Consider the following 13,342-nt stretch of genomic DNA (forward strand, 5'->3'; position numbering starts at 1 on the left):
GGTGCCACGATGAACCCATGACAGCGACAACCACCCTCATCGTCGACGGCGCCAACGTCGTCGGCTCGGTGCCCGACGGCTGGTGGCACGACCGGCGGGGCGCGGCCGAGCGGCTGCGCGACGGACTCGTGGCGTACGACGGGACGGGCGTGCCCGGTATCGCCGACCCGCCCGTGGAGCTGGTGCTCGTCGTGGAGGGCGCGGCCCGCGGCGTGGCGAGCGTCGACGGGGTACGGGTGGAGTCCGCCGACGGCAGCGGCGACGACCGCATCGTGGAGCTGGTCGCCGCCCTGCCCGCCGGCCGGCCCTGCGTGGTCGTGACCGCCGACCGGGGCCTGCGCGCCCGTGTCGAGGCGCTGGGCGCCCGGGTGGCGGGGCCGCGTTCCGTGCGCCCGGCCGGCACCGGAGGCGGCCGGGCGCACGGCCGCTGAGGGGGCGTCAGCGCTCCCGACGGCCCATCCGGCTGTGCGACCGCCCGTACACGAAGTAGAAGACGAGCCCGAGAACCATCCAGGCAGCGAACCGCATCCAGGTCTCGGCGGTCAGATTGATCATCAGCCACAGGGACGCCAGCACCGACAGGACCGGCACCAGCGGCACCAGCGGGGTACGGAAGGAACGCGGCAGGTCGGGCCGGGTGCGGCGCAGGATGATCACGCCCAGCGCGACCACGACGAACGCGAACAGGGTGCCGATGTTGACCAGTTCCGCCAGGACGTCGATGGACGTGAACCCCGCCACCACCGCGACCACCACGCCGAGCGCGATCGTGGACCGGTAGGGCGTGCCGAAGCGGGGGTGGACCGTGGAGAACACCCGGGGCAGCAGTCCGTCGCGGCTCATCGCGAAGAACACCCGGCTCTGGCCCAGCAGCAGGATCATGCAGACCGAGGTGAGGCCGACCGCGGCGCCGAAGCTGATCAGCCCCGCCCAGAACGGGTGCCCGACGTCCTTGAAGGCGTCGGCCAGCGGCGCGTCCGTGGACAGCCGGCTGTACTTCCGCATGCCGGTGACGACGATGGACACCGCGACGTAGAGCACCGTGCAGATGAGCAGTGAGCCGAGGATGCCGCGCGGTACGTCGCGCTGCGGATTGCGGGCCTCCTCCGCCGCGGTGGCGACGATGTCGAAGCCGATGAAGGCGAAGAACACCACGGCGGCGGCCGCGAAGATGCCCATCACGCCGAAGCTCGCCGGGGTGAAGCCGAACATCAGCTGGACCAGCGGGGCCTGCCAGCCGCCGCCACCCTCACTGGGCACGGCCTCCGGAACGAACGGATCGTAGTTGGCGCCGTTGATGAAGAACGCGCCGACGATGATGACGAGCAGCACGACGGTGACCTTGACGCCGACGACCACCGCGGTCACCCGCGAGGACAGCTTCATGCCCGCGACGAGAATGACCGTCAGGACCAGGACGAGGAGGCAGGCCAGCAGGTCGAACCCGACCTGCCCCTCATGCGTCCCGGAGAGGCTCTGCGGCAGGTGGAACCCCGCGGTGTCCAGCAGCGAGCGGATGTAGCCGGACCAGCCGACGGACACCACGGCACAGGCCAGCGCCAGCTCCAGCACCAGGTCCCAGCCGATGATCCAGGCGGGGAACTCGCCCAGCGAGGCATAGGAGAACGTGTACGCGGAGCCGGCCACCGGGACGGTGGAGGCGAACTCGGCGTAGCAGAGGGCGGCCAGCGCGCAGACCGCACCGGCGACGACGAAGGCGAGGGCGACCGAGGGCCCCGCCGACTCCTTGGCGATCTTGCCGGTGAGGACGAAGATGCCGGTACCGATGATCACGCCGACGCCGAAGACCGTGAGGTCCAGTGCGGACAGCGACTTCCTGAGCGCGTGCTCCGGCTCCTCGGTGTCGCGGATCGACTCCTCGACCGTCTTGGTCCGGAAGAGGCCGCGCCGGCGGCCCTCCGGCTCGGGCAACGAACTGCTCATGAGCGAACCTCCGCCTGGGCGACCGTGCATGAATCCCCAACTGACCGAGTTTCATCAATCGCCGGAGAAGGCTCATTCACGGCTTGCGCGGACGGGCCCGAGATCACTCGATATGCGGAGGGGCCGGCGCTCACCCGGTGGAGTGAGCGCCGGCCCCTGGGCCGCGTATTCGGGTCAGTCCCGGGCCGCCCGGGCCGGCTCGGCGGCCCGCTCGTTCCCGGAGTCCGCCGCGTCGTCGTAACGACCGTCGATCTTCGCGACCAGGCCGGTGACCTGGCGCGCGATGTCCGGCGCGGTGAGTCCGATCTCGGCCATGATCTCCTTGCGGGAGGCGTGGTCGAGGAAGCGCTCGGGGATGCCGAAGTCGCGCAGCGGCACGTCCACGCCCGCGTCCCGCAGCGCCTGCGCGACCGCGGAGCCGACGCCGCCGGTGCGGATGTTGTCCTCGACGGTGACCACGACGCGGTGCCGGGCGGCCAGGCCCGGCAGGGCCGCGTCGACCGGCTTGACCCAGCGCGGGTCGACGACGGTGGCGGAGATGCCCTGCTTGTCGAGCAGGTCGGCGATCTCCAGGCACATCGGGGCGAGCGCGCCGACGGAGACCAGCAGCACGTCCGGCCGGTCCACGCCCTCGGGCGCCTTGCGCAGCACGTCCATGCCGCCGACCCGCTCCACGGCCTCGACGGCCGGGCCGACCGCGCCCTTGGAGTAGCGCACCACGGTCGGCGCGTCGTCGACGTCGACGGCCTCGCGCAGCTGGGCGCGTACCTGGTCGGCGTCGCGCGGCGCGGCGATCCGCAGGCCCGGGACGACCTGGAGGATCGACATGTCCCACATGCCGTTGTGCGAGGCACCGTCGGTGCCGGTGACGCCGGAGCGGTCCAGGACGAAGGTGACCCCGCACTTGTGCAGCGCCACGTCCATCAGGATCTGGTCGAAGGCGCGGTTCAGGAAGGTCGCGTACAGCGCGAAGACCGGGTGCAGGCCACCCGTGGCCAGGCCGGCGGCGGAGACCGCGCCGTGCTGCTCGGCGATGCCCACGTCGTAGATGCGGTCGGGGAAGGCCTGGGCGAACTTCTTCAGGCCGACGGGCTGGAGCATCGCGGCGGTGATCGCGACGATGTCCTCGCGCTCCCGGCCGAGCTTGACCATCTCCTCGCCGAACACGGAGGTCCAGTCGGCGCCGGAGGCGGAGACCGGGAGGCCGGTGTCCGGGTGGATCACGCCGATGCCGTGGAAGCGGTCGGCCTCGTCCTGCTCGGCGGGCTCGTAGCCGCGGCCCTTCTCGGTGAGGCAGTGCACGATGACCGGGCCGCCGAAGCGCTTGGCGCGCTGCAGCGCGGACTCCAGCGCCTCGATGTCGTGGCCGTCGATCGGGCCGACGTACTTCAGGCCCAGGTCCTCGAACATGCCCTGCGGGGCGATGAAGTCCTTCAGCCCCTTCTTCGCGCCGTGCAGGGTCTCGTACAGCGGCTTGCCGACGACCGGCGTGCGCTCCAGGAGGTCCTTGCCGCGGGCGAGGAACCGCTCGTAGCCGTCGGTCGTACGCAGGGTGGCGAGGTGGTTGGCGAGGCCGCCGATGGTCGGCGCGTACGAACGCTCGTTGTCGTTGACGACGATGACCAGCGGGCGGTCCTTGGCGACGGCGATGTTGTTCAGCGCCTCCCAGGCCATGCCGCCGGTCAGCGCGCCGTCGCCGATCACCGCGACGACGTGGTCGTCCGTACCGCGGACCTGGCTCGCCTTGGCCAGCCCGTCGGCCCAGCCGAGCACCGTGGAGGCGTGGCTGTTCTCGATGACGTCGTGGTCGGACTCGGCGCGCGAGGGGTAACCGGACAGGCCGCCCTTGGCCCGCAGCTTGGCGAAGTCCTGACGCCCCGTGAGGAGCTTGTGGACGTACGACTGGTGGCCGGTGTCGAAGAGGACCTTGTCCTTGGGCGACTCGAAGACGCGGTGCAGGGCGATGGTCAGCTCGACCACGCCGAGGTTCGGGCCGAGGTGTCCGCCGGTCTTGGAGACCGCGTCGACCAGGAACGTGCGGATCTCCGCCGCCAGCTGGTCCAGCTGCTCCGGGCCGAGCCGGTCCAGGTCACGCGGTTCCTTGATACGGGTAAGCAGAGCCACCCGTGCCTCCTTGCGTTCGAGCGTTGTTCGAACCTGGTCGCCGGTTCGAGCTTGATCGAGCTTGCCGATCAGTCGAGTCTAATGTTCCGCCTCGGACACCGGCGCCCGGGCTGTGCGATCTATGTCACGCAAATGGATGCTACGGCGCGCAGCGCCTCCCCTCGGGGCGGTGGCGGGAGACGGGCGGGCCCTGCCGAAGGCATCGCGCCTGGCAGGGCCCGTACGGGGTCGGACGGAATGGGCGGCGGCGGGCCCTGCGGCGGGCCGCACGTGTCCGGATCCGTGGCAGAGCTGTTACGTGCGGCCGGCCGTCTTCTGGGTCCGGCGGGAGACCGAGTCGATGACGACGGCGGCCAGCAGCACCGCACCCGTGATCATGAACTGGATCTCGCTGGCCATGCCCAGCAGGTTCAGGCCCTGCTGGATGGACTGGATGACCAGCATGCCCAGCAGCGCCGACCAGATCTTGCCGCGGCCGCCGAAGAGGCTGGTGCCGCCGATGACCGCGGCGGCGATCACATTCATCAGGGTGTTGCCCGCGCCGAGGTTCTTCGTGGCACCGCCGGAGAGGCTGGCGATGAAGAGACCGCCGAACGCGGCGAGCATCCCGGAGATCGCGAAGACCGTGATCCGGACCTTGTCGACGTTGATGCCGGCCCGGCGGGCGGCCTCCGCGTTGCCGCCGACCGCGAAGATCTGCCGGCCGTAGCTCGTCCGGCGGACCACGAAGTCCGCGATCACCAGGACGGCCAGGAAGAGCACGAGGGCCAGCGGCAGGCCGCGCGCGCCCGCCGGCTCGTTCAGCACGTACGCGACGGCGAAGGCGATCACCGCGACCACGGCGGTCCGCAGCCCCACCTCGCTCAGCGGCCGCGAGGGCAGCCCCGCGGCCTTGCGCCGCTTGGTGTCCAGCAGCAGCGAGCCCGCGTACGCCAGGACGGCGATCAGCGCCAGGCCGTACGCCGCGGCCTTGTCCTCGAAGTAGTAGCCGGTGAGGTAGGCGACCACGCTGTCGTCCGGCGTGTTGATGGAGCCTTCCTTGCCCATCATCCAGATCTGCAGGCCGCTCCAGCCGAGGAAGCCGGCCAGGGTGACCACGAAGGCGGGCACGCCGATCTTGGCGAAGAAGAAGCCGTGCAGCGCGCCGATGAGCAGACCGCAGCCGATGGCGATCAGTACGGACAGCCAGTCGTTCAGACCGTTGGTGACGCTGAGCACGGCCCAGGCCGCTGCGCCCACGCCGGCCACCGAGCCGACCGAGAGGTCGATCTCGCCCAGCAGCAGCACGAAGACGATGCCGACGGCCATGATGCCCAGGCCGGAGGTGTAGACGCCGATGTTCGCGAGGGAGCCGGCGGAGAGGAAGCTGCTGGTCTGCAGCTGGAAGATGACCGCGATGACGATCAGGCCGAGGACGACCGGGAGCGAGCCCAGCTCGCCGCCGCGCATCCGCCGGGTGAAGTCGGTCCAGTACCCCTTGAAGCCCTGCTCGCGGACGAGCAGGCGGGGGTCGACGGCGGCGGCCGGGACGGCGCCCTGCTCCACCGGCTCTGCCGGCTGCTCCGCCGGGGCGCCTGCCGCGCTCTTGGTGAGGTCGCTGCTCATGACGCGCCCTGCTCCTTCTTGACCTGGTCCGTACGGGCCTTGCGGCGGGTGACGGCGTTGTCCGAGGCGCCGGTGATCGCGGCGATGATCTCTTCGTGGGAGGTGTCCGCCACGGAGAAGACACCGTTGTTGCGGCCGAGGCGCAGCACCGCGACCCGGTCCGCCACGGCCTGCACGTCGGCCATGTTGTGGCTGATCAGGATCACTCCGTGGCCGCGCTCGCGGAGCCGCTCGACGAGGTCGAGCACCTGCGCGGTCTGCTCGACGCCGAGCGCCGCGGTCGGCTCGTCGAGGATGACGACCTTGGGGTCGCCGATCAGCGCGCGGGCGATGGCGACGACCTGGCGCTGACCGCCGGAGAGCGCCGCGACGGGGATGCGGACGCTGGGGATGCGGATGGACAGGGTGTCCAGCAGCTCCTTGGCGCGCTTCTCCATGGCGATCTCGTCCAGGACGGAGGCGCGGCGCAGCTCGCTGCCGAGGAAGAGGTTGGCGACCACATCGAGGTTGTCGCAGAGCGCGAGGTCCTGGTAGACGGTGGCGACGCCGAGCTCCTGGGCGTCGTGCGGCCGGTTGATGCGGACCGGACGCCCCTCCCACTCGATGACGCCCTCGTCGATGGGGTGGACCCCCGCGATGGTCTTGACGAGGGTCGACTTGCCGGCACCGTTGTCGCCGACCAGGGCGACCACCTCACCGGGTTCGATCTCCAGCGTGACGTCCGTGAGCGCCTGGACGGCGCCGAACCGCTTGGAGACCGAGCGCAACGCCAGCACGGGCGCAGCGGACACGTGAATCATCTCCTTCGCCGCCTGTCGGGCGGGAATGGTGCGTACGAGGCTGCCGGGGCCCGCGCCGCTCGGGGCGCGGGCCGCCGAGGGGGTTACTTGATGCCGGCTTCCTCGCAGGCCTTCTTGTAGTCCGCCGTGCAGAGCTGGCCGGCCTTGTAGACCTTGTCCTTGATGATCGTGTCCTTGATGTCGTCCTTGGTCACGATCTGCGCGTCGTAGAGCTTCGCCGGGATGCCCTTGACCTCGCCACTGAGGCTGTCGACCTCGTCGGGGGCGACGGAGTCGATCTTCTCGCCCTTGAGGAGCTTGACGGCGACCTCGGCGGTGGTCTCGGCCTGCGGCTTGATCTGCTTGTAGATGGTGAAGGCCTGGTCGCCCTTCAGGATCCGCTGCAGACCGGCCAGCTCGGCGTCCTGGCCGCCGACCGGGACGTCGATGTTGCGCTGCTTCAGGGCGGTGAGGATGCCGCCGGCCATGCCGTCGTTGGCGGAGTAGACGCCCTGGATGCCGTCCTTGCCGAGCGCGTCGATCGCCGAGTTCATCTTCTTGTTGGCCTCGTCGGTCGACCAGTCCGGGATGTCCTGCTCGTAGGCGATCTTCTTGACCTGCTTGTCCAGGACCGAGTGCGCGCCCTTCTTGAAGAACGGGGCGTTCGGGTCGGTCGGCGACCCGTTGATCATGACAACGTTGGCATCCTTGGCGTCACTCCCCAGGGCCTTGACCAGGCCCTCGCCCTGCAGACGACCGATCTTCTCGTTGTCGTAGGAGACGTATGCCGAAATGTCGCCCTCGGCGAGTCGGTCGTACGCGACGACCTTCACGCCCTTCTTGGCGGCCTGGTTCACCCAGGACTTGGTGGCCTTGTAGTCGACCGCGTCCAGGATGATGACCTTGACGCCCTGCGTGATCAGCGCGTCGAACTGCTTCTTCTGGGTCTCGGTCTCCTGCGCGGCGTTGTTGTACTTCACCACGCAGTCCGAGCACAGCTCCTTGATCTTCGCTTCCATCAAGGGGCGGTCGAACGTTTCGTAACGCGTGGTCTTGTTCTCCGGCAGCAACAGGCCGATGGTCTTGTTGTCACCGCCGCCGTCACTGCCACCGCCGGCCTTGCCGCAGGCGGCCACGGTCGCGGCCATGGAGACCGCGGTGGTGGCTATGACGACGCGACGCACAAATGCGTTCATGGGGATGGCCCTCCCTGACATGGCCGCGCCCTTGCGGCCGAGGTGCTTGGAGTCAACTCGGCCGCTCGCAGGGCGTCAAGGAGTAAATCCTTAACGAGATGACAACGGTGCCATCCGTTAGGTGTCTGAACTCAGAGTGCGCTCCAGCAGTGCTGGGGCGCCCCGCTCGCTTCAGGCAATGGCGGCAGTGTCCGGGCTCAGGGAACCGTCCAGCAGCGTGGAGTCCCCCATCTCGCTGAGCACCAGCGCCAGCGCGCCCAGCACCTCGGCCCGGCCGCCCAGCGTGCCCGGTACGACACTCAGCTGCCGCGCCGCGCTGGGAATGGCGTACCGCGAGACCGACTCCCGGATCGGCGCCAGCACCAGCTCACCGGCCTCCGCCAGGTCCCCGCCGAGCACCACCCGGCTGGGGTTCAGCAGGTTGCACAGGTTCGCCACGCCGCTGCCGATGTGCCGGCCGACGTCCGCGATCACCCGGCGGCAGCCCGGGTCGCCGTCCCGGGCCAGCTGGACGACGCCCGGCATGGTCAGATCCGGGCCGTGCCCCGGCTGGAGCAGCGGGAGGACGTACCGGGCCGCGGTGAAGGTCTCCAGGCAGCCGCGGTTGCCGCAGCGGCACACCGGGCCCGACTCGTCCAGCGTGATGTGCCCGATCTCGCCCGCCGTGCCGCCGGGGCCGCGGTAGATCTGCCCGCTGATCACCAGCCCGGCGCCGACGCCGCTGGCCACCTTGATGTACGCGAGGTCCACCGCGCCCCGGCCCGCGCCCCACACCAGCTCGCCGAGCGCGCCGAGGTTGGCGTCGTTGTCGACGTGCACGGGCACGCCCAGCCGGGCCGACAGCTCCTCCCCCGGGTTCGTGCCCGTCCAGCCCGGCAGGATCGCCGTCGAGCCGAGCGTGCCGGACACCACGTCGATCGGGCCCGGTACGCCGAGGCCGACCCCGACGACCTTGGACCGGTCGATGCCGGTCGTCTCCACCAGCCGGCTGACCAGCTGCTCGGCCCGGTCGAAGCCCTCGGCGGCGGAGGCGTCCACGTCGATCGGCTCGGACTCCTCGGCGAGTACCTGGTGCGCGAGGTTGCCGACCGCGACCCGCAGGTGGCTGTGGCCGAAGTCGACGCCGACCACGACGCCGGCGTCGCCGGAGAGCGAGACGCTGCGGGCCCGGCGGCCGCCGGCCGAGGTGGGGGTGACCTCGACGGTCCCGCCGTCCTTCAGCTCCCGCACGATGTTGGAGACCGTGGCCGCCGACAGTCCCGTGGTCCGGGCGATCTCCGCCTGGGTGAGCGATCCCGCCATCCGAACGGCGCGCACGACCCGCTCAAGATTGGCCCGGTGCAGCGAGGACTGCGACCCCGGAGTCTCCATCGACTCATCCACTCCCGCCTGCCGCGGGCGGCACGACGACCGCCCGCCGGCCGGGCCGCATCCATGAGGCCCGGCTTGTCTCCAACATGTGAATCTAAGTCGAGCCGCCCGGGTCCGCTCCCGTCAAGTCCTCGACCGCAGGAGGGCGGATATCCACGCACGACGGCCGATGCCTCACGTGGACACGGCTCGGGGCCTTCCGTCCTCCGGCGGCGGAAGGCCCCTGGGGATCCGGCCCGGCGGCCGGCCGCTTCACTTCACCGAACCCGCCGTCAGGCCCGAGACCACATGCCTCTCGATGAAGGCGAACAGCACGACGACCGGCACGATCGCCACCACGGACGCGGCGAAGAGGTAGTTCCATTCGACCGTGTAGGCGCCGATGAAGTTGTTGATGCCGACCGTCAGCGGCTGTTTGTCCGGCTCGGTGGTGAGGGTGAGGCCCATGACGAACTCGTTCCACGCCGAGATGAACGTGAAGATGACCGTGGTGACGACGCCCGGCAGGGCCAGCGGCAGCGTCACCTTCATCATGGCGCCGAAGCGGCTGGTGCCGTCCACCATGGCGGCCTCCTCCAGCTCGGGCGGGATCGAGCCGATGTAGGCCGTCAGGATCCACACCGCGAACGCGAGGTTGAACGCCGCGTTGGCGAGGATCAGCGTCCAGACGGAGTTCAGCATGTCCAGCTGGTGGAACTCCCGGTACAGGCCGACGAGCAGCGCCGTGGGCTGGAACATCTGAGTGACCAGGACGAGCAGCAGGAACAGCTTGCGGCCCCGGTAGCGCATCCGCGCCGTGTAGTAGGCGGCGGGCAGCGAGACCAGCAGCACGAGCAGCGTGGCGCCGCCCGCGACGACCAGGCTGACCTGGAGGTTCTGCCCGAGCGTCGACTCCTTCCAGACCTCGACGAAGTTCGCCCACTCGAAGTGCTGTGGGAGGTACGTACGGTCCCGCAGCTCGCTCTTGGGGCGCAGCGCGGTGACGATCATCTCCAGGTACGGGGCGAGGAAGACCGCGGCCAGCGCCCAGGCGCAGACCGCGATGACGAGGGTGCGCGGCCGGAACGTACGCCGGGGCGCGGGGGCCGTGGGGCGGGCCGCCGTCGCGGTGGCCATCAGTCCTCCTCGTTCCACCGGCTGACCTTCAGGAAGATCAGCACGAGCACCACGACCATCGCGAAGTTGACCACCGACATGGCCGCGGACTCGCCGATGTCGGTCTCCTTCAGCTTGTACATGAACACCATGGTCGTGGAGGTGTCATAGCCCGGGCCGCCCTGCGTCATGGCCCAGATGATGGGGAAGGAGTTGAAGACGTTGATGAGGTTGATGACCACGCCGACGAGGAACGCCGGCCGCAGCAGCGGCAGGGTGATCCGCCGGTACGTCTGCCAGGTTCCCGCCCCGTCGATCCGCGACGCCTCGTAGACGTCCCGCGGGATGGTCTGCAGCCCGGCGAGGAGGGTGTACGTGGTGAAGGGCAGGGAGACGAACACCGCGACGGCCATCATCCACGGCCAGGCGGTGCCCGGGGAGCCGAGCCAGTCCCGGGAGCTGTCGATGAGGCCGAGGTCCAGCATCAGCGTGTTGAGCACGCCGGCCGTCTGATTGAGCATCCATTTGAAGCCGACCGCGGTCATCAGCACGGATGCCGCCCAGGGGGCGATGAGCGCCCAGCGCGTGATGCGGCGGCCGGGGAAGTTCTGGTTGAACAGCTGGGCGAGGGCCAGCGAGAGCAGCATGGTGACCGCCACGACGACGACGGTCCACACCGCCGTCCACAGCAGCACCGCGCCGAAGTCGCTCTCCGCGAAGAGCTTCGCGAACTTGTCCGTCCCCGCGCCGCCGCGCACCTTTCCGGCGATGGAGATGTTCAGGAACGAGGTGCGGATCAGCTCGACGACCGGCCAGACGACGACGGCGAGAATCAGCAGGATGACGGGCGCTGTCCAGGGCAGCGGGCCGAGCCTGGCGAGGCCGCCGCGGCGGCGCGGCGGCCCGGACACGCGCCCGGCCCGTCCCCGGCCGGCGGCCGGGGACGGTGGGGCCTTCAGTGACACGGAAGCTCCTTGCGAAAAGGGGGGCGATGCCCGTTACTTGGCGTCGGCCGCCGCCGATTCGGCCTTCTTCTGGAGGTCGCCGAGGACCTGCTTCGGGCTGTCGGTGACCGCCTTGCCGCCGGTCTTCTTGATCTCGGCCGAGATGACGTCCCAGGAGGTGTCGCCCAGCGGGTAGAACTTCGCCTTCGGCAGCACCTCGAAGAACGGCTCCAGGTCCTTGTGCTTGCCGTTGCTCTGCATCTCCTTGAGCACGTCCTGGGTGACCGGCATGAGGTTGTACATCTCGTCGAACTGGAGCATCTTCTTGGAGTACGTGAAGTCCAGGAACTTCTTCACGCCTTCCTTGTCGGCGCCGCCGTCCTTGAATGCCATCATCCAGTCGGCCACGCCGAGGGTGCTGTCCAGCGGACCGTTCTTGCCCGGAATGGGCACGACGCCGTAGTCGACCTTGCCCTCCTTCGCCATCTGGATGAGGCTCGGGTGGCCGTTGAGCATGCCGACCTTGCCGGCCGCGAAATCGGCGAAGGCCGTCTTGCGGTCGGTGGACGCCGGGTTGGCATAGGTCAGGCCGGGGTCGACCAGCTTGGACTTCAGCCAGCCGAACGTCTCTACGTTCTTCGGGCTGTCGATGGTGTACTTGCCGCTCGCGTCGGTGTATCCGCCGCCGTTGCCCAGTTCCCACATCATCGTCTCGCCCTGGGCCTCTTCGGGGCCGAGGGGCAGCGCATAGGGGGTCTCCGCGGCTTTCGAGGACTTTATCTTCTTCGCGGCGTCGGCGAGTTCGTCCCAGGTCTTCGGCGGCGTCTTCACCCCCGCCTTCTTCAGGACGTCCTTGTTGTAGAACAGCACGCGGCTGGAGGAGACCCACGGAATGCCGTACTGCGTGCCCTTGACCTCGCCGGCCTTGGCGAAGGTCGGAATGAGATTGGCGCGGGTCTTCGGCGACAGCACCTCGTCCGCCTTGTAGAGCAGATCGTCCGCGACCTTGTCGGCATAGCCGCCGGTCTGCAGCAGGTCGGGCTCGTTGCCCGCCTGGATCATGTTCTTCACGGTCTTGTCGATCTCGTTCCAGTTGACCACCTGGACATCGACCTTGTAGCCCTTGTTCGCCTTCTCGAATTCCTTCTTCACATCCGCCCAGTAGACCTTGGACGCATTGGACGCCTTGTCCCCGTAATCGGCGGCGACCAGCTTGATGGTCTTGCCGTCGCCGCTGTCTCCCCCACCGCCGCAGGCGGCGAGCGCCAAGGACATGGCACACATCGCCGCACCTGTGGCGATCATCCGATTCCTCATGTGTTCAACCCTTCGACATTCATACCGGTAAAGGCCCGGAAAAGACGTGGTACGAGCTCACTTCAGGGCGCCGGCTGTCAGCCCCGCCTGTACCTGCCGCTGGAAGACCACGTACACGACGAGCACCGGGAGCATCGCGATCGTCAGGCCGGCGTAGAGCGCTCCCCAGTCGCCGTGGCTGCCCTGCGAGATCGCGAGCGACGCGAGTCCCTGCGGCAGCACATAGCTGCCCTCGCTCTCGTTGTTGAGCAGCAGCGGCAGCAGGTACTGATTCCACTGGCCGAGGAAGTTGAAGATGCCGATGCTCACCAGGCCCGGCTTGGCCATCGGCAGCATGATCTGGAAGAACGTGCGGGTGTGCGAGGCGCCGTCCACCATCGCCGCCTCCTGCACCCCGGTCGGGAGGGTGCGGAAGAAGGAGGTCAGGAAGAAGACGGTGAAGGGCAGCGAATAGGCGATGTACGCGATGATCAGGCCCGGCCGGGTGTCGAGGAGGCCGAAGTTCTCCATCACGGCGTACAGCGGGACGAGGGCGAGGATGACCGGGAACATCATGCCGCCCGCGAACAGCAGGAAGATGACGCGATTGCCGGGGAAGGCGAATCGGGCGATCACGTAGGCGGCCATCGAGCCGAGCAGCATGGTGCCGGTGAGCGAACCCGCGAGGATCAGCAGGGAGTTCAGGGCGTACCGGCCGATGTTCGCCTCTGCCCAGGCGTGCGAGAAGTTCTCCCAGTGCAGCGACAGGGGAATGCCCATCGGGTCGCTGAGGATGTCGCCCGAGGTGCGGAACGACGTCACCGCGACCCAGATCAGCGGGCCCGCCGCCATCACCACCCAGAGGATGAGGAAGGCGTGCGAGAAGACGTTGAGGGTGGCGCTCTCGGAGGAACGGCCGCGGCCGGGGGTGCGCCGGGAGGAGACCTCCCGCGACTGCTCCGCGGTTCCGGTTGTGGTCGTCATGGCG

At 69.2% G+C, this 13,342-nt stretch carries 11 protein-coding genes; 1 reads left to right on the forward strand and 10 read right to left on the reverse strand.

Annotated elements, in window-relative coordinates:
- Nucleotides 1-17: 17 nt before the first annotated feature.
- Entirely contained in the window at nucleotides 18-431 is a 414-nt protein-coding gene (locus ACIGQF_RS27180; RefSeq protein ID WP_399715167.1) for an NTP pyrophosphohydrolase, read from the forward strand.
- A 7-nt stretch (nucleotides 432-438) separates the two neighbouring features.
- On the opposite strand, the gene ACIGQF_RS27185 is transcribed toward ACIGQF_RS27180, so the two are convergent.
- The 10 genes from ACIGQF_RS27185 to ACIGQF_RS27230 form a co-directional block, all read right to left on the reverse strand.
- Entirely contained in the window at nucleotides 439-1,944 is a 1,506-nt protein-coding gene (locus tag ACIGQF_RS27185; RefSeq protein WP_399715169.1) for an amino acid permease, read from the reverse strand.
- Between the two features lie 174 nt (nucleotides 1,945-2,118).
- Nucleotides 2,119-4,068 carry a 1-deoxy-D-xylulose-5-phosphate synthase gene (gene dxs / locus ACIGQF_RS27190; RefSeq protein ID WP_399715171.1) on the reverse strand — a complete coding sequence of 650 codons (1,950 nt, stop codon included), beginning with the start codon at nucleotides 4,066-4,068 and terminating at the stop codon, nucleotides 2,119-2,121.
- A 294-nt stretch (nucleotides 4,069-4,362) separates the two neighbouring features.
- Entirely contained in the window at nucleotides 4,363-5,673 is a 1,311-nt protein-coding gene (locus ACIGQF_RS27195) for a sugar ABC transporter permease (protein ID WP_399715174.1), read from the reverse strand.
- Nucleotides 5,670-6,473 carry an ATP-binding cassette domain-containing protein gene (locus ACIGQF_RS27200; protein ID WP_399715176.1) on the reverse strand — a complete coding sequence of 268 codons (804 nt, stop codon included), beginning with the start codon at nucleotides 6,471-6,473 and terminating at the stop codon, nucleotides 5,670-5,672. The genes ACIGQF_RS27195 and ACIGQF_RS27200 overlap by 4 nt, the downstream gene beginning before the upstream one ends.
- Nucleotides 6,474-6,556: 83 nt before the next feature.
- Nucleotides 6,557-7,648 carry a substrate-binding domain-containing protein gene (locus ACIGQF_RS27205; protein WP_399715179.1) on the reverse strand — a complete coding sequence of 364 codons (1,092 nt, stop codon included), beginning with the start codon at nucleotides 7,646-7,648 and terminating at the stop codon, nucleotides 6,557-6,559.
- 171 nt (nucleotides 7,649-7,819) lie between these two features.
- Nucleotides 7,820-9,019 carry an ROK family protein gene (locus ACIGQF_RS27210; RefSeq protein WP_399715182.1) on the reverse strand — a complete coding sequence of 400 codons (1,200 nt, stop codon included), beginning with the start codon at nucleotides 9,017-9,019 and terminating at the stop codon, nucleotides 7,820-7,822.
- A gap of 252 nt (nucleotides 9,020-9,271) precedes the next feature.
- Nucleotides 9,272-10,135 carry a carbohydrate ABC transporter permease gene (locus ACIGQF_RS27215; protein ID WP_399715184.1) on the reverse strand — a complete coding sequence of 288 codons (864 nt, stop codon included), beginning with the start codon at nucleotides 10,133-10,135 and terminating at the stop codon, nucleotides 9,272-9,274.
- A complete protein-coding gene (locus ACIGQF_RS27220; protein WP_399715187.1) occupies nucleotides 10,135-11,079 on the reverse strand; it encodes a carbohydrate ABC transporter permease in 945 nt (314 codons plus the stop codon). The genes ACIGQF_RS27215 and ACIGQF_RS27220 overlap by 1 nt, the downstream gene beginning before the upstream one ends.
- 33 nt (nucleotides 11,080-11,112) lie before the next feature.
- Nucleotides 11,113-12,363, reverse strand: a complete 1,251-nt coding sequence (locus ACIGQF_RS27225) for an extracellular solute-binding protein (RefSeq protein WP_399715190.1) — start codon at nucleotides 12,361-12,363, stop codon at nucleotides 11,113-11,115.
- Between the two features lie 69 nt (nucleotides 12,364-12,432).
- On the reverse strand, nucleotides 12,433-13,338 hold the full coding sequence (locus tag ACIGQF_RS27230; RefSeq protein WP_399715193.1) for a carbohydrate ABC transporter permease: 906 nt from the start codon (nucleotides 13,336-13,338) through the stop codon (nucleotides 12,433-12,435).
- Between the last annotated feature and the right edge of the window lie 4 nt (nucleotides 13,339-13,342).

Source organism: Streptomyces sp. NPDC053560 (assembly GCF_044544605.1).
GTDB lineage: Bacteria > Actinomycetota > Actinomycetes > Streptomycetales > Streptomycetaceae > Streptomyces.

Bases quoted from the DNA above. Each gene is read 5' to 3' on its own strand.
- ACIGQF_RS27200 (WP_399715176.1), bottom strand. From the start codon at position 6,473: ATGATTCACGTGTCCGCTGCGCCCGTGCTGGCGTTGCGCTCGGTCTCC.
- ACIGQF_RS27205 (WP_399715179.1), bottom strand. From the start codon at position 7,648: ATGAACGCATTTGTGCGTCGCGTCGTCATAGCCACCACCGCGGTCTCC.
- ACIGQF_RS27185 (WP_399715169.1), bottom strand. From the start codon at position 1,944: ATGAGCAGTTCGTTGCCCGAGCCGGAGGGCCGCCGGCGCGGCCTCTTC.
- ACIGQF_RS27215 (WP_399715184.1), bottom strand. From the start codon at position 10,135: ATGGCCACCGCGACGGCGGCCCGCCCCACGGCCCCCGCGCCCCGGCGT.
- ACIGQF_RS27195 (WP_399715174.1), bottom strand. From the start codon at position 5,673: ATGAGCAGCGACCTCACCAAGAGCGCGGCAGGCGCCCCGGCGGAGCAG.
- ACIGQF_RS27230 (WP_399715193.1), bottom strand. From the start codon at position 13,338: ATGACGACCACAACCGGAACCGCGGAGCAGTCGCGGGAGGTCTCCTCC.
- ACIGQF_RS27210 (WP_399715182.1), bottom strand. From the start codon at position 9,019: ATGGAGACTCCGGGGTCGCAGTCCTCGCTGCACCGGGCCAATCTTGAG.
- ACIGQF_RS27180 (WP_399715167.1), top strand. From the start codon at position 18: ATGACAGCGACAACCACCCTCATCGTCGACGGCGCCAACGTCGTCGGC.
- ACIGQF_RS27225 (WP_399715190.1), bottom strand. From the start codon at position 12,363: ATGATCGCCACAGGTGCGGCGATGTGTGCCATGTCCTTGGCGCTCGCC.